Consider the following 15,030-nt stretch of genomic DNA (forward strand, 5'->3'; position numbering starts at 1 on the left):
TGACCGGGCCGGTGGGCGCCGCCGGCGGGACTACGGCAGCCGGTGGTCCTCGTTCAGCACCGTCCCGCGTTCGGGCCGGTACAGGTCGAAGCCCCGGGTGTCGCACTGGAGGCCGCCGACGATGCAGTGGTCGACCAGGGCCTTCTGGGTGCGCTCCTCCCACGCGTTGAAGAAGTCGTAGTGGAAGGAGTAGCCGCGGCCGCTGGCCAGGCGGACCTGGCTCATGTCGCCGTTGACCGGCCACGCCATCTTGAACTCGATCATGGGCAGGGCGACCGGGTGGGAAGCCGGGCACATGTTGTCGTTGGTGCCGGGCTTGACCACCGGATACGCCATGTGGCTCTTGTGGTCGGGCGTGTCGAGGTACAGGCCGTTCCAGCAGCTCGGCGCCTGCATGCGCAGGTTGAGCTGGACGTCGGGCCGGCTCGGACAGCTCGCCGGGATGTCGGTGTTGAAGAAGCTGTCACCGCACTCCCAGCCCTCGACGAAGCCCTTGTGCGCGCGGAACTCCTGGGCGGTCTGCATCGGGTCGCCGACGACGAACCGCAGGCCTTTGGGGAAGGGCCGCACACTGCGGTAGTCGGTCACGCCCGCCTTGTAGTAGATGACCTGCGGCCCCACGGGCAGGATCTTCTGGTCTCCCTTGTACAGCGAGGGCATCCAGTAGGCGGAGGCGTCCGCGGGCGCCTTGCAGGTGGTGGCCCCTCCGTAGAGCGAGCCGGTGGTGCTCGCGGCGTCGGTGGACCTGTTGCCCATGAACGTGTGGTCGTGGGACTTGCCGAACTGGCCCGGGTAGACGATCGGGTCGTCCGGCGCGGTGTGGGTGACGGAGCATCCGGCCTGGAACTCGTGGTGGTAGGCCGGGGGCGGGGTGGCGGTGGACGGGACGACGCCGGTGACCTGGGGTACGGCCGGGATGTAGCCGTCCCCGTCGGGGTCGTCGCCGGAGGCCTGGGTGGAGACGGCCATCTGGTGCCCGGTGTGGGGGGCGGCCGCGGCGGCTGCGGTGGGCGTGCCGCCGTCCGGGCCGTCGGCCGAGGCGATCGTGCCGGCGCCCAGCATGCCGGCGACGAGGGCGGAGCCGAGGAGGAGCCCGGTGAGCCGTTTGGACGTCAGTCTCATGAAGATCTCCTGCCGGATGGTGGAGGTGGGGGTGGTGCTGCCCGCGGGTGGCGGGGAGCGGCTCGCTCGCGCCACCCGCGGTCCGGCCGCTCGTGCGACCGGGGTCGGGGCCGCGGCGGCTGTGCGTCCGCGGCCGGCCGACCGGCCGCGGACGTGCCGCCCCGGGTGGGACGGTCAGCTGTAGACGCCGAACTCGTGGAGGGAGTAGCCCCAGCCGGTCCCGCGTGCGGTCAGGTTCAGCCGCACGTGGCGGGCTGTCGCCGACACGTCGATCGTGTCGACGTCACCGTTGCCGGCCGTCGTGGTGTGGACGGTCCGCCAGGTGTTGCCGTCGTCGGAGACCTGCACCTCGTAGGCCTTGGCGTAGGCGGGGTCCCAGACCAGTTGCAGCCTGCGGATCGGGGCGGGGGCGCCGAGGTCGACGCGGATCCACTGCGGGTCGCTCCAGTCGCTGGCCCAGCGGGTGCCGGTGTTGCCGTCGGTGGCGTTGGCGGCCGGGCACGGGCAGTCGCCGTAGGAGGCCTGGGCCGAGGAGGCGGTGGTGGGCTTGTTCAGGGCGATGTTGGTGCCGCTGACGGGCGGGGCGACGACCTTGACGGACTTGGTCTCGATGCCGGCGTTGCCGCGGCCGTCCTCGGCCTGGATGTAGACCTTCCAGACGCCGAGCTTCTCCGGCGCGGTGACGGCGAAGGTGCCGTTGCCGGTGGCACGCCATGTCGCCTCGACCAGCCGCTTGTCACCGTTGGCGTAGTTGCCGCTGAGGAAGATCTTGTACGTCAGGGGGTCGTTCTGGGGGTCGCGGATGTCGGCGCGGACGGTGAACTCGCCGCCCGCCGGGGCCTGCGACGCCGGGGAGACCGTCATCCCGCTGATCACGGGCGGGGTGTTGTCGCCCGCGGTCGAACCGGCGTAGGCCCTCTTCACCGCGTAGTACGACAGCCGCTTGAGGCCGTCGGGCAGCAGGTTGAACCAGACGCCGCCGAAGTCGTGCTCGATCCCGTAGTGGAACATCGTGGCGCCCAGGGCCACGCCCCGGTGCCCGGTGATGCACTCCCAGGCCTTGGTGTAGCCCTCGGCCTTCTGGACGTCGGTCGGCTCGTCGGGGACGCCGTTGACGTCGTCCGGCACCTCCCACTCACCGGCGTTGCCCGTCTCGGTGATGATGTACGGCTTGTCGTAGCCGCCGTCGATCCAGTCCTGGCGCACTCCGCAGATGTCGCCGTAGGCGTTCATGGAGTAGAGGTCGAGGTCGGGTGCGTTGCGCTTGTAGTAGGGCCAGGCGCCGGTCCACGCGTCGGTGGAGGTGACGGGGTGGTCGGGGTCGATCGCATGGATCCTCTTGGCGACGTCGTTGACGAACGACGTGTAGGCGTTGCGCTGGGCCTCCAGCTCGGTGCCGCTGTAGCAGTTCTGCAGGCCGAGGACCGACTCGTTGCCGACGTTCCACATCAGCGTCGCCGGGTGGGACTTGTAGGCGTCGACCCACTTGGCGAACTCGGTGAGCATGGTGTTCTTGTACGCCGTGTCCGTCACGTAGTTCACGCACCCGCCGGAGCCGGGGCCGCCGCCCGGCTGGAGCCAGAAGCCGTTGACCACCTTGATGCCCTGGGCGGCGGCGGTGTCGAGCAGCGGCTTGGTGCCCCCGTCGGTGCCCCAGGTGCGGATGGTGTTGACGCCCATGGACTTCAGGTCCGGCATGTACTTCGGGGCGTCGGCGATCGACGGACCCCAGGTGAGGCCCTTCACGGTGTAGGGCTGCCCGCCGACGGTCAGCTGCCAGTTCCCCTGGGAGCCCGTCACGCGTACGGCGCCGCCCTGCGGCGGGTTCGTGCCGCCGTTCTCGCCGTACACCTGGAACTCCCACAGGGAGTAGCCGTAGCCGCCGGAGCGGGCGAGGCCGTTCATGCGCACGTACCGGCCGGAGCCCGAGACGGCGAGCTCGTCGGTGCCGCCGTCGCCGCCGGTGACGGTCTTCACCGTGCGCCAGTCGGTGCCGTTGTCCGAGAGCTGGATCTCGTAGTTCTTTCCGTAGGCGCCCTCCCAGGTCAGGACGACGCGGCTCAGGTCGCGGCTCGCGCCGAGGTCGACCTGGAACCACTGGGCGTCGCTCCACTGGCTGGCCCACCGGGTGCCGGTGAGGTTGCCGTCGACGGCTGCCGCGGCGGAGAAGGCGGCGCCTTCGGAGGAGGAGGCGGTGGCCGTCCTGCCCTGGGAGAGCAGGGACTCCGCGGCGCTCGCGGACGGCGCGGTGGCGAGGGTGAGAGAGGAGGCGAGGAGTGCTCCGAGGGTGAGAGCGGCCGCCGCGCCGCGGGTGCGGCGGGCCGGCGCGGTCGTGGAGGGGGGTCGGGACATTGCGGCTCCTGAAGTGAAGGGCGGTGACGTCCGGCCGGTGCCGGAGAGTGCGCCCGATCCGTCGGTCCGGGGCTCTCGGGCCGGCGGATCGGGCATGCCCCGGCCGGTGTCCGCCGCGTCCGTGCGGCGGGCGTCCTGGCCGGTCGGGAGGTGCCCCGGGCCGGGGAGCGGGGTCTGTCGACCCGGCCCGGGGCGTGGCGGCCGGCTCCGTCGTGTCACCGGAGTGCGGCGCGACGGTGACGGATCGTCAGGGGAACGAGACGAGGGTGGAGGGCACGGTCGAGGTTCCGGCGGGGATGGTCGAGGCCCCGGTGCTGTTGATGACGTGGTTGTAGTGGCCCATCCCGCCGAGGGAGACCACCAGGAGGCTGTGGAACTTCACGCCCGGCTTCACGGGCGCCTTGAAGCCGTGGTCCTGGACGATGGTCGGGTCCACGTTGTAGTTGCAGTAGCTGCCGAGGCCCCATGCCTCGTGGGTGTTCACGGAGTCGTCGACCCGGTAGGCGGCGTACCCCTTCGTGGAGCCGTTCTGGATCGCGGCCTGGTTGGGGGCGTCGTACGCCTTCTCGTTCTGGTAGAAGATCGTGCGTCCGCGTTCGCCGTACCACTCGACGTCGTACTTGTTGAAGTGCTCGACGAACAGGCCGGTGGCGAGCACGTCGTCGCCGTTGACGCGGACGCCGTAGTCGGCGCGGTTGGTCTCCCAGCCCCAGCCCTCGCCGTGGTCGGCACGCCAGACCCAGGTGTGGTCGATGATCGTGTCGTCGCTGTTGACGACCATGCTGGTGGTGGCCTTGCCGACATGCGCCCCGCCGATGCGGATGTACACGTCCTGCACGGTGGTGGGGTTGGCGGCGTGGTCCGCGCCGGCCCCCTGCGGACCGATCTCCAGCAGGGTGGGCGAGTTGACCGGCCCGGCGTCGATCAGGAAGCCGGCGAGCCGGACGCCGTCGACGTCGGCGACCTTCATCGCGGTGACGCCGTTGTCCGGGATGATCGTGGCGAGGCCGAGGCCGAGCACGATGGTGTTGGCGCGGTTCACCTCGATGGCCCGGTCGACGTGGTAGACGCCCGGGGTGAACAGCAGGTGCAGGCCCTGGGCCAGCGCCTGGTTGATGGTGGCGGCGGTGGCACCCGGCTTGACGACGTAGAACTGGCTGAGCGGGATCGATTCGCCCTGCGGTGTGCCGCCGGCCCATGTGGTGCCGCGGGCGTTGGTCCGCTTGGCGGGCGCGAACACCTTGTACTCGTTGCCGTCGAGGTAGAGGTAGGGCTTCTCGCGGGAGATCGGCGTGGTGTCGAGCGTGGTGTAGCGGGGCTCGGGGAACGCGTTGGCGGGTGCGCCCTGGACGCCCGAGAACGTCTGGTTCCAGACGCTGTTGGACCAGCCGCCGATGGAGCTGTCGCGGGTGTACCACTGCTGCTGCGAGTAGTTGCCGACCTGGCCGTCGATCACGGAGTCGGCGATGTAGCCGCCGCTGGCCCAGCCGTAGCCGTTCGGGGCGAGGTTGAGGCCGCCCTTGACGTGCATCCGGCGGAAGGAGGCCGCCTGCGAGACCGCCCACCGGTTGGTGCCGTTGACCGGGTTGAGGGTCAGGCCCTCGGCGCCGCGCCAGAAGTTCTGGGTCGCGTTGCCGTTGAACCAGCCGGCGTCGACGGTCACGTCGCCGTTGATGGTGGTGTCACCGGGCCGCAGCCCGAGGCCGGCTATCTGGGTGTAGAAGCCGATCTGCGCGTTGAGGTTGTTGTACGTGCCCGGCTTGAAGAGGAAGGCGTGCCGGCCGGAGCCGAACTGGGCCGACTCCTGCTGCTGGAACACCTGGTCCAGCTTGGCCTGGATGCCGGGTGTGGACGGATCGAAGACGTGCACGTTGGGGCCCAGGTCGCCGCCGCCGGGAAGGGTCGGACCGCCACCGCCCTCGGTGGAGCCGTACACCTGGAACTCCCAGAGCGAGAAGCCGTACCCGGTGGCCCGGGTGAGGCCGTTCATACGGATGTAGCGGCCGGTCCCGGACAGGGCGACCTCGTCGGTGCCCCCGTCGCCGGCGCCGACGGAGGTGACGGTGCGCCAGTCGGTGCCGTTCTCCGAGGACTGGATCTGGTAGCTCTTGCCGTAGGCCCCCTCCCAGGTCAGGACGGCGTGGCTGAGCGTGGCGCTCTTGCCGAGGTCGACCTGGAGCCACTGGGCGTCCTGCCACGAGCTGGCCCAGCGGGTGCCCGTGAGGTTGCCGTCGAACGCGGCGCTCGCGGCGAAGGCGGGGCCCTCGGTGGAGGAGGCGGTGGCCGTCCTGCCCTGGGAGAGCAGGGTGGGGGCGGCGTGTGCCGTCGTGGCGGGCACCAGCGCGAGCAGGCTCCCGGCCAGGGCGGCGGCGACCGCCCCGGCGATGCCTCGGCGGCCCGGAAACGAACGGCGCCTGCGGGGTGGTGGTGCAAGGGGGATGCCAACGGGCATGAAGGGCTCCTTGGGTGACCCGGGGTGGGAGAGCGACGGGAGAGCGCTCTCCAGACCTTGAACCCTTCGCGCAGGGCGGTCAATAACCCGGACCGAGTTTTCTTACGCCTTCCATTAAGGAGGTACCCGAGCGCGGGCCGAACCACCCGCTGCGGGCAACGGCCGCGTGGGGTCGCGCCATTGGGCCGGGGGCTGCCTTGCGGGGCGGTGGCGGGCGAGGTCCCGCGGCGCGCGAGGGCCGGAGCCCGCGCGCTCGCCCCGGATCGGGAAACCTCGGGAGCGGGACGGCACGTTAGGGTTCCTGACATGAGCAGAACGGGCCCGACGCTGGAGGACGTGGCGCGGCGGGCGGGAGTGTCGCGGGCGACGGTGTCCCGGGTCGTCAACGGCATCCGCAATGTGGACCCCGACATCCAGGAGCTCGTACGCCATGCGATCGAGCAGACGGGTTACCGGCCCAACCGTGCCGCCAGGTCGCTCGTCACCCAGCGGACGGAGACGGTCGCGCTGATCATCTCCGGCGCTGGTGACACGTTCGCCTCGCGCGTCTTCGCCGACCCGTTCTTCGGCCGGGTGGTGAGCGGTGTCTTCGGGTACCTGCGCTCCCACGCGATGCATCCGGTGCTCCTCGTCGCCGAGTCCGACGCCGCACGGGAGCAGGTCGTCGACTACCTGAGCCAGGACAGCGCGGACGGTGCGCTGGTGGTGTCGATCCAGGCCTGCGATCCCCTGCCGCAGATGCTGGTCGCCGCTCGGATACCCGTGGTGCTCTTCGCCCGCCCCGGACCTGCCGACGACGTCAGTCACGTCGACCTCGCGCATGCCGAAGGGGCCCGGCTGGCCGCCGAGCACCTCCTGGCCAGGGGGTGCCGGCGGATCGCGACGATCTCCGCGCCGCAGTCGATCCCCGCGGCCCGCGACCGCCTCGACGGCTTCCGCGCGGCGCTGGCCGCGGCCGGGGTGGACGATGTGCCCAGCGCCGAGGGGAACTTCACCCTCGACAGCGGTGCCGCGGCCATGGCGGAGTTGCTGGACTGCTGTCCGGACGTGGACGGCGTCTTCGCAGCGAACGATCTGATGGCCCAGGGCGCCTGCCAGGTACTGCGCGAGCGGGGCAGGCGGATCCCCGACGACGTGGCCGTCGTCGGCTTCGACGACTCGAGCGTGGCGACGACGTGCCGCCCGCCGCTGACCACGGTGCGCCAGCCGGTGGAGAAGATGGCCGGGGCGATGGCCCGGCTCCTGTCGGAGCACATCCAGGGCACGCGCACCCGGCCCGCGTCGGTGATCTTCGACGCCGAGCTGGTCGTGCGCGAGTCGGCCTGAGCGGGCGGGGCGCCCGCGGCCGGCCGGAAGGCCGCGGTGATGAGCTGCGGCGGGGAGCAGGTCCTCCGCGACCGCTCCGGCTGCCTCGCTTCCGGCGTGACGCGACGTGGTGCTTCCTGTCCGGTATGCCGGTCGGCGGTCGGCGGTCGGCGGTCGGCGGTCGGCGGTCGGCGGTCGGCGGAGGATCCTGGCACCCGGCACGTAATTCCGTTGTACGCAGACGACGTTGTGGGAGATCATGCGCGCTCGTGAACTCGCGTCAAGATGAACCCGTCCAGGCCGCGGCCCCGCTCGCCCCCGCCGCGGCCGTCGCCCCCTCCACAGCGGTGCACCGGGACGGCAACGTCCTGCGCTGGCTGATCGCCTACACCTTCTCCGTGGTCGGTGACGCCGCCTACTTCGTGGCGCTCGGCTGGGCGGCGCAGAAGGTGGCCGGACCGGCCCAGGTCGGCCTGGTCATGGCGGTCGGCGCGATACCCCGGGCGATCCTCATGCTGGGCGGCGGCGTGATCGCCGACCGGTTCGGCCCGCGCAGGGTGGTCGTCTCCTCCGACGCGGTCCGCGCTGCGGTGATCCTCGCGGCGGCCGCGGCTCTCGCGTTCAGCACCCCCGGCCTCTGGTTGCTCGTCGCGCTCGCGCTCGTCTTCGGCGTCGTGGACGCCCTGTTCATGCCGGCGGTCGGAGCCATGCCGCCGCGGCTCACCGGCCGCGATCAGCTGATGCGGGTGCAGAGCCTGCGCAATCTGGTGCAGCGGTCCGGCCACATCGCCGGCCCGCCGCTCGCCGGGTTCTCGATGGGGCTCGGCGGGCCTGCCGCCGCGTTCGCCGTGACCGGCGTCCTCTTCACCCTCTCGCTGTTCCTCCTGGTCGCGGTGCGACTCGCCCCGCTGCCGTCCGAGGAGCAGCCCGCCGCGGACTCCACCGCCCGCCGCGACCTGATCGACGGCATCGTCTACCTGCGCCACGAGCCCGTCGTCGGCCCGCTCGTCCTCTCCGGGCTGCTCTCGATGATCGGCTGCATCCCGCCGATGGCGGTCGGCGTCATCCTGCTCGCCGAGGAACGCGGGTGGGGCCCCTCCGGCGGTGCCTGGGTGAACGCCGCACTCAGCGTCGGCGTCTGCACGACCTCGCTCCTGCTCGTCGTGCGCGGCCGCTTCCCCCGGGCCGGCCACTGGCACAACATCACCCTGCTCGTCGCCTCCGCCGGCATCGGCCTGATCGGCGTGATGCCGAATCTCGCCCTCGCGGTCGCCGTGGCCCTCGTCTCCGGTCTGGTCTCCGGCCTCTGCGGCGGTCTGTCCATGGCTCTGATGCAGGCCAACACCGCCCTCGCCTTCCAGGGCCGGGTCGCCTCCGTCCAGGCACTCAGCGCGGTCGGCATCACCCCGGTGATGTTCCCGCTCTTCGGCCTCCTGGTGGAAGGGTGGGGCGCCGGTCCCACCTTTCTCCTCTTCGGCTGCATCAGCATGCTCGGCGCCACTGTCTCCACCGCCTCGCGCGCCGTCCGTCATGCCGACCTGGACTTCTCGAAGACCGCGGACTGACTCAGGATCGCGGCCCTGGCGTGCGGCCCTGGCTCGCGCTCCTCCCGGGGCCCCCTCCTCGACATCGTCCCCGGGCCCGAGCGTGTCCGGGATGCGGTGTGGCGAAGGAAGGGCCGCAGGCGGCGTTTTGTCGGGGCGGGGTCTGCGGACGACGATGTCACGAGGTGTCCGAGCCGTTGGCATCGCCGGGCGTGCACGGCCGGATGTTGTAGTTGAGACGGAAGGCGTTCCGGGGGTCGTAGTCGGCCTTGAGCGCGGTCAGCCGCCTGTGGTCGTCTGCGGTGTAGGCGGTGCGGGTCCGCTCCTCGTCGGCGGTGTCGCCGTGGCCCATGAAGTTGAGGAACCGGCCGCTGGTCCAGGGCTGAAGGTCCTTGAACATACTGTCCAGGAAGGCGTGTTCGTCGACGGCGGAGTCACCCGTCAACGGAGTGAGGACCGCCAGGACGAAGCCTGCGTCGCGGTGGCCGACTGCGTTCGGGTGCACCGGCCGGCGGGTCAGCGCACCGCCCAGGTGGCGCAGTTCGACGATGGCCGGGCGGGCCGCGCCGGGGCCGGTGTGCCGCAGGATCGTACGGATCGCGGCGTCGTCGAGGTCCGTGAGGAAGGCGTTGTCGGCGGCCCACGGCATCGGGACCCGGGGTTCGTCGTGGATGCCGGCGCTCTGTTCGTAGGGCATGTCGCGCAGGTTCTCCAGCAGTCGGGAACCGGCCTGCCGGAGCGGTTCGACCAGCCGCTCGCCGGCCTCGGCGGAGCCGGTGCAGGCGATCCGTACGTGCCAGACGTGGCGTCCGCGCACCGGCTCGGGCACCTGCGGGTCGTCCGGGAAGGGAATCAGCGCCACCGACGAGTTCATCTCCTCGGGCACCGTGGCCGTCCACCTCCGGTACGCCTGCAGGATCCCAGGGGTCCGCTCGGCGTCGAAGAAGAGCCCGCCGCCGTACAGCCGGGCCACCGGGACCAGGCCGAACTCCATACCGGTGACGATGCCGAAGTTGTCCCGCCCGCCGAGCAGCGCCCAGTACAGGTCGGGCTCGGAGTCCGCAGTGACGTGACGCAGCCGTCCGTCGGCGGTCACCACGTCCATGGCCAGCACCCGGTCGGCCGCCCAGCCGTGGCTGCGACCGAGCAGCGCGAGCCCTCCGCCCAGGGTGTAGGAGACGACGCCGACGTGCGGGGCGGAGCCGTTGAGCGGTGCCAGGCCGTGCCGCGCAGCTTCCGGGATCACCTGCTCGAAGCGGGCGCCGGCGGCGGCGTACGCACTGCGGGCCGCCGCATCCACACGGACCTCGTCCATCCGCCGGGTGGTGACCAGCACCCCGCCCTCGGCGGCCACCGAGAACCCGTGCCCGGTGCCCTGCACGGCTACCGGCAGGCCGTGCGCCGCGGCGAAGACGACGGCCGCCACCACGTCCTCGGCCCGCGCCGCCCCGACGATCACCGCCGGACGGTGCCGTACGGCCAGGTTGAAGCCGGTCCGCTCCTCGTCGAAACCCTCCTGGCCGGGCAGCATCACAGGTCCCTCGGTACGGGCGGCCAAGGAATCGAAGTCATCGCGCTCCACAGTCCTGCTCCTTCGTCGGTGCCAACGGGAGCGATCCTGACCGGCAAACATGACAGCTTCCGTCATATTCTGAACGGGTGAAATTCGACCGCCTCCTCTCGATCGTGCTGCTGCTCCAGCACCGTGACCTGGTCCCGGCCAGGGAACTCGCCGAGCGCCTGGAGGTATCGCAGCGCACCATCCACCGCGATGTCGAAGCACTGTCGGCCGCCGGCGTCCCGGTGTACGCCACGCGTGGCAAGGACGGCGGCATCGGGCTCCTGGCCGGCTTCCGCACCGACGTCACGGGCCTGACCACCGATGAAGCGCGTGCCCTGTTCGTGCTGGCGTCGCAGAGCGCGCACTCGGCGCTCGGCCTCGACCACGCCCTCGGCTCCGCACTGCGCAAAGTCATGGCAGCCCTGCCCGCCCCGCACCGCCCGGCGGCAGAACTGACCAGCCGCCGCATCCTCGTCGAACCCGACCGCTGGCATGCCCCGCCCCGCCCCGAGACGAACCTGGAGGACCTGTACGCCGCGGTCCTGAGCGACCGCCGGCTGCGGGTCCGCTACCGGCACGGCGGCCGGACAGAGCTCCGCACCTACACCGTCGACCCGTACGGGCTGGTGGCCAAGGCCGGCATCTGGTACCTGGTCGCCGACCACAAGCGCACACCGCGGCTCCTGCGAACCGACCGCCTGTCGCAGGTCGGCGTCCTCGAGGCCGAAGCGCGCCGTCGCCCCGGCATCGAGCTGGCCCAGGTCTGGCACCACCTGCGCCGCGAGGTGGAGGACCGCAGCACCGGCGTCAGAGTCACCGTCCGAGTACGCCGCGAGCGGCTGGACATGGTGACCCGCATCGCCGGCGGCTACTTCACCGCGCCACCTGTACCCGAGGCGTCCAGCGACGAGTTGTCCCGAGTCGAGCTCGTCTACCCCGTCCTGGAGGCCGTCCGCCACCTGATGCAGTTCGGCACCGACGTCCGGATCGTCGGCCCTCCCGAAGCCCGCGCGGAGACAGCCCGCGCCATCACCGAGCTGGCCGCCGTCTACGGCACTGCCTGAGTCCGCCTGCCGAGTTGCCCTGCACGCCACCGCCGGCCCGGATCGTCCGGCGGTCCCCGTGCCGGCCGAAACACCGGAGAAGGGTGGGGACCGGGCAGGGGCCGGACCCCTGAACGACAGCCGGCCGCCGCCGGACTGGAGCAGAGCCGGAGCCCGGGGCGCGCGTGCCATCATGACCCCGAGCGCTTCGCGACCGACGGGAGAGGGACGATGGACAGCACCACGCCGGCCAGCTGGTCCGGCTGGCGCAGCCGCACTGTCGAGATACCGGGCGCAGGGGACGGAACGCCGGTCCTTCTCGAGTTCCGCGCGGGCTTCACCACGAGCTTCAGACTGTCGACCGTGCGCAAGGGCGCCCAGCATCAGCGGGCCCACGACACACTCGTCACCATCGGCCGGACGGGACGGTCGCACATCGTCCTGCCGGCCGACTGCGACGCCCTCGCCATCTGGCGGGTCACGGTGGGCAACGAGGGCGCCAGTGGCTTCGGCCGCTGGAAGGTGCGCATCGTGGACAACGACGCCCTGCCACAGCTCCCCACCGAGAAGACCCGCGGAAAGGGAACTCGGACCTTCGGCTATTTCAGCCCCAAGCCGTACTTCGAGTACGCCCCGGTCGTGCACTACGACTTCATCGACTCCCCCGGCACCATCATCTACACGCCGGCCAACGGCGGGAAGCAACTCATCCGGTTCACCTCCGCTGCCACCCGGAAAGGCACCCTGCGCCTGCCGCACCACGGATACGTCACCGTGTCCGACCACGGCACATGGCGGATATCGGCAACCTGACCCCGCCGATCTCTTCATCGTGACCGGATGACGGGTTCAAGCCGACGACGACGCCGACGACACAACGGCGATCCCGCTGGCAGCGCAACGGAGAGTCCACAACACCGGCCGGTCCTCGGGTGCATCGTTCTCCAGGACGCCCTCGGCAGGCGGCAGTCGGGGATGCTGACCACGCATGTGTCACGAGTGCCCAAACTCTCTTCGACGCCTCTGCGAGCGGTGTTCTACTCCCTGCCATGACGACTACGACGAAGCTTCCGCCGGCCCCTGTCATCGACGAGATCGTCCGGCTGCTGATCGAGCACTACGTCTTCCCGGAGACAGCCGAGCAGCTCGCCGGTCTGTTGCAACGGCGCCTCGTCGAAGGCGCCTACGGCGTCGGCGATGCCGAGGAGCTGGCCCGGCTGGTCACCGCGGACCTGCAGTCCCTCAACGGCGACCGACACCTGAGACTGAAGCACCACGCCGACCCGGTCTCCCCGGAGAAGGGGGCGGCCACCCTGGACGCCATGCGCCGGGACTTCGACACCTCGCTGGGCGGTGCGCCCCGGGTGCAGCTGCTCGACGGAGGGGTCGCCCTGCTGGAGCTCGCACCGATGCTGTTCCCGCTGGAGTGGGCGGCGGAACCGCTGAGCGCCGCGCTCACCCTGGCCTCCCGCGGCCAGGCGCTGATCGTGGACCTTCGCACCAACCGGGGAGGCGACCCGGACACGGTCGCCTTCGTCTGCAGCTACCCGCTCGACGAGCGCACCCACCTCAACACCATGCACTGGCGCAGCGGCGAGCGCACAGAGCAGTCCTGGAGCCTGCCGCACGTGCCCGGCGCGCGCTTCGGCGGCAGCAAGCCGTTGTACGTGCTCTCCAGCGACAACACCTTCTCAGCCGCTGAGGAGCTGGCGTACGACCTCCAGCAGCTCGGCCGCGCCGTGGTCGTCGGCGAGCCCACCCGCGGCGGCGCACACCCCTGCCAGGGCTGGACGGTGCACCCGCACCTCGAAGCCACCATCCCCGTCGGCCGTGCTGTCAACCCCGTCTCCCACGCGAACTGGGAGGGCTCCGGTGTGCAGCCGGACGTCCCCTGCGCTGCTGCCGACTCCCTCGACCGCGCGCACGCGCTGGCCCTCGCCCGGCTGGCCGACTGACCCTGCACGATGCCGCCGTGGATGACGCCCTGCTCGCCGGCGAGCAGGGGGCCGACGGGCGGGTGACGAACCAGCAACTCCCGGGGGCCGGTTCGCCGGACGGGGCGGCACTGCTTGCGGCTCCGAACAGTGCTGCCGAGCCCGGCCCCACCAGCTGCTGGGAGGCGGACCCTCCCGGAGGTCCCCGGTGCCCGGCACCCCCGCCGCCATGCGGCCGACACCCCGCGGCGTACGCATTCGTCACCGGCGCGACGGCGGGCCCGGGGCGCCGGCGTCGGCCGGCGCGACGGCGCACGGCGCGGCATCCGGTGGACTCGGCCCGCCGAGCACATGATGGGGAGATCGCCGGGGCGTCCGGCTGTACACATGGCGAGGGCGGGCCGATGCCGGAGGCGGACGGTACGGAGGGCGTGCTGGCCGACATGCTGGCCGCGTCCCACCGTCTCCGCCCGCACGGCATCCCCGCGCTTGTGCAGGAGGCCGGGGTGCGTCTCGGGCTCGCCTCGGCAGAGGTCTGGGTGGTCGACCTCCAGCAACGTCACCTGGTCGCACTGCCTTCCTCGCCGCCGCAGCAGCACGGTGGCGGGGAAGAAGGCGGGGACGCCGAGCAGTTGCCGGTCGACAACTCGCTCGCGGGGCACGCCTACCGCACACAGACGGTCCGCGTGGCACAGCCTGGCGACGCCGGCGCCCAGTCCACCGGTTGGGTCCCCGTCGTGGACGGTATCGGCCGCCTGGGGGTGCTGCGGGTCCGGGCTCCGGAACTCGATGCGTCCCTGCTCGAGCGGTGCCGGGCCCTCGCAGACCTGGTGGCCATGGTGCTGACGACCAAGCAGCTCTACAGTGACGACCTCGCTCAGACCATGCGCTCCCGGCCGATGAGTCTGCAGGCCGAACTCCTGTGGGCCTTCCTCCCACCGCGGACCATCGGCACGGATGCGGTGACCTCCAGCGCGGTTCTGGAGCCGGCGTACGAGGCGGGCGGCGACGCCTACGATCACAGTCTTACCGGCACGACGCTGCATCTGACACTGCTCGACGCCATGGGCCACGACCTCGCCTCAGGAGGCTGCAGCGCCGTGGCACTGGCCGCCTGCCGCTCCACGCGGCGCGCCGGCGGCGGACTCGACGACATCGCGCGGGAGATCGACAGCACACTGGAGCGGTGGATTCCCGATCGTCTGCTGACCTGCGTCATCGCGAACCTGGACACCGTCACCGGCCGCCTGCAGTGGGTCAACTGCGGTCACCCGCCGCCGCTGCTGATCCGTGACCGGCACATCGTGACCGGGGCACTGGACGGCGTCCCGCACCTGCCGCTCGGACTGACCGGCTGGGAGGTGTCCCCTCCGCCCGTCCAGACGGTGGATCTGGAGCCGGGCGACCGCGTACTGCTGATCACCGACGGCGTCACCGAGGCACGCTCGGCGTCCGGAGAACTGTTCGGTGAAGAACGCCTGGCCGACATCGTGGTGCGCTCCATGGTGGACGGCTTCGCCGCCCCCGAGGCCCTCCGCCGGCTGATCGAGGAGATCGTCGTGCACCAGGACCAGCGGCTCCACGACGACGCCACCATCGTGCTCGTCGAGTGGCACCCCCGCCACTGAACGTGTCGTCCGGGGCCGTCGCCTCTGCCACGTCTGCCACGTCAACGACAGCCGCGATCCCGTGCCCGCCGGCTGCCCCCTCCGCCCAC

Annotated in this window: 10 protein-coding genes; 6 read left to right on the forward strand and 4 right to left on the reverse strand. The window is 71.5% G+C overall.

Going from position 1 to position 15,030, the window contains the following annotated elements; genetic code table 11:
* Positions 1-30: 30 nt before the first annotated feature.
* The 3 genes from IAG43_RS32740 to IAG43_RS32750 all read right to left on the reverse strand — a co-directional run bounded on the left by IAG43_RS32740 (position 31) and on the right by IAG43_RS32750 (position 5,926).
* Positions 31-1,122: a DUF1996 domain-containing protein gene (locus IAG43_RS32740; RefSeq protein ID WP_187744824.1), complete on the reverse strand. Its 1,092-nt coding sequence runs from the start codon at positions 1,120-1,122 to the stop codon at positions 31-33.
* Positions 1,123-1,296: 174 nt separating this feature from the next.
* Complete coding sequence (locus IAG43_RS32745; protein ID WP_187744825.1) at positions 1,297-3,474, reverse strand: discoidin domain-containing protein; 2,178 nt, start codon at positions 3,472-3,474, stop codon at positions 1,297-1,299.
* Between the two features lie 247 nt (positions 3,475-3,721).
* Positions 3,722-5,926, reverse strand: a complete 2,205-nt coding sequence (locus IAG43_RS32750; RefSeq protein WP_187744826.1) for a discoidin domain-containing protein — start codon at positions 5,924-5,926, stop codon at positions 3,722-3,724.
* Between the two features lie 306 nt (positions 5,927-6,232).
* On the opposite strand from IAG43_RS32750, the gene IAG43_RS32755 reads away from it, so the two are divergent.
* Entirely contained in the window at positions 6,233-7,252 is a 1,020-nt protein-coding gene (locus tag IAG43_RS32755) for a LacI family DNA-binding transcriptional regulator (RefSeq protein ID WP_187744827.1), read from the forward strand.
* 248 nt (positions 7,253-7,500) lie between these two features.
* Complete coding sequence (locus IAG43_RS32760; RefSeq protein ID WP_246574824.1) at positions 7,501-8,796, forward strand: MFS transporter; 1,296 nt, start codon at positions 7,501-7,503, stop codon at positions 8,794-8,796.
* Positions 8,797-8,953: 157 nt separating this feature from the next.
* On the opposite strand, the gene IAG43_RS32765 is transcribed toward IAG43_RS32760, so the two are convergent.
* Positions 8,954-10,357, reverse strand: coding sequence for an FAD-binding oxidoreductase (locus IAG43_RS32765; protein WP_246574825.1), 1,404 nt, complete (start codon positions 10,355-10,357; stop codon positions 8,954-8,956).
* Between the two features lie 77 nt (positions 10,358-10,434).
* Here IAG43_RS32765 and IAG43_RS32770 point away from each other — a divergent pair, with 77 nt between their 5' ends.
* From IAG43_RS32770 to IAG43_RS32785, 4 genes are all read left to right on the forward strand, one after another.
* On the forward strand, positions 10,435-11,400 hold the full coding sequence (locus tag IAG43_RS32770; protein WP_187744829.1) for a helix-turn-helix transcriptional regulator: 966 nt from the start codon (positions 10,435-10,437) through the stop codon (positions 11,398-11,400).
* Between the two features lie 210 nt (positions 11,401-11,610).
* Positions 11,611-12,192, forward strand: coding sequence for a hypothetical protein (locus tag IAG43_RS32775; RefSeq protein ID WP_187744830.1), 582 nt, complete (start codon positions 11,611-11,613; stop codon positions 12,190-12,192).
* A gap of 236 nt (positions 12,193-12,428) precedes the next feature.
* A complete protein-coding gene (locus IAG43_RS32780) occupies positions 12,429-13,334 on the forward strand; it encodes a S41 family peptidase (protein ID WP_187744831.1) in 906 nt (301 codons plus the stop codon).
* Positions 13,335-13,717: 383 nt separating this feature from the next.
* The gene (locus IAG43_RS32785; RefSeq protein ID WP_187744832.1) at positions 13,718-14,941 is read left to right on the forward strand and encodes a PP2C family protein-serine/threonine phosphatase; all 1,224 of its coding nucleotides are present in this window, start codon (positions 13,718-13,720) and stop codon (positions 14,939-14,941) included.
* Positions 14,942-15,030: the final 89 nt, after the last annotated feature.

The organism is Streptomyces genisteinicus (assembly GCF_014489615.1).
GTDB classification, from domain to species: Bacteria; Actinomycetota; Actinomycetes; order Streptomycetales; family Streptomycetaceae; genus Streptomyces; species Streptomyces genisteinicus.

What these genes read in the sequence shown, in the direction of transcription:
- IAG43_RS32755 (WP_187744827.1), top strand. Translation starts at nt 6,233, where the DNA reads ATGAGCAGAACGGGCCCGACGCTGGAGGACGTGGCGCGGCGGGCGGGA.
- IAG43_RS32775 (WP_187744830.1), top strand. Translation starts at nt 11,611, where the DNA reads ATGGACAGCACCACGCCGGCCAGCTGGTCCGGCTGGCGCAGCCGCACT.
- IAG43_RS32750 (WP_187744826.1), bottom strand. Translation starts at nt 5,926, where the DNA reads ATGCCCGTTGGCATCCCCCTTGCACCACCACCCCGCAGGCGCCGTTCG.
- IAG43_RS32745 (WP_187744825.1), bottom strand. Translation starts at nt 3,474, where the DNA reads ATGTCCCGACCCCCCTCCACGACCGCGCCGGCCCGCCGCACCCGCGGC.
- IAG43_RS32780 (WP_187744831.1), top strand. Translation starts at nt 12,429, where the DNA reads ATGACGACTACGACGAAGCTTCCGCCGGCCCCTGTCATCGACGAGATC.
- IAG43_RS32785 (WP_187744832.1), top strand. Translation starts at nt 13,718, where the DNA reads ATGCCGGAGGCGGACGGTACGGAGGGCGTGCTGGCCGACATGCTGGCC.
- IAG43_RS32740 (WP_187744824.1), bottom strand. Translation starts at nt 1,122, where the DNA reads ATGAGACTGACGTCCAAACGGCTCACCGGGCTCCTCCTCGGCTCCGCC.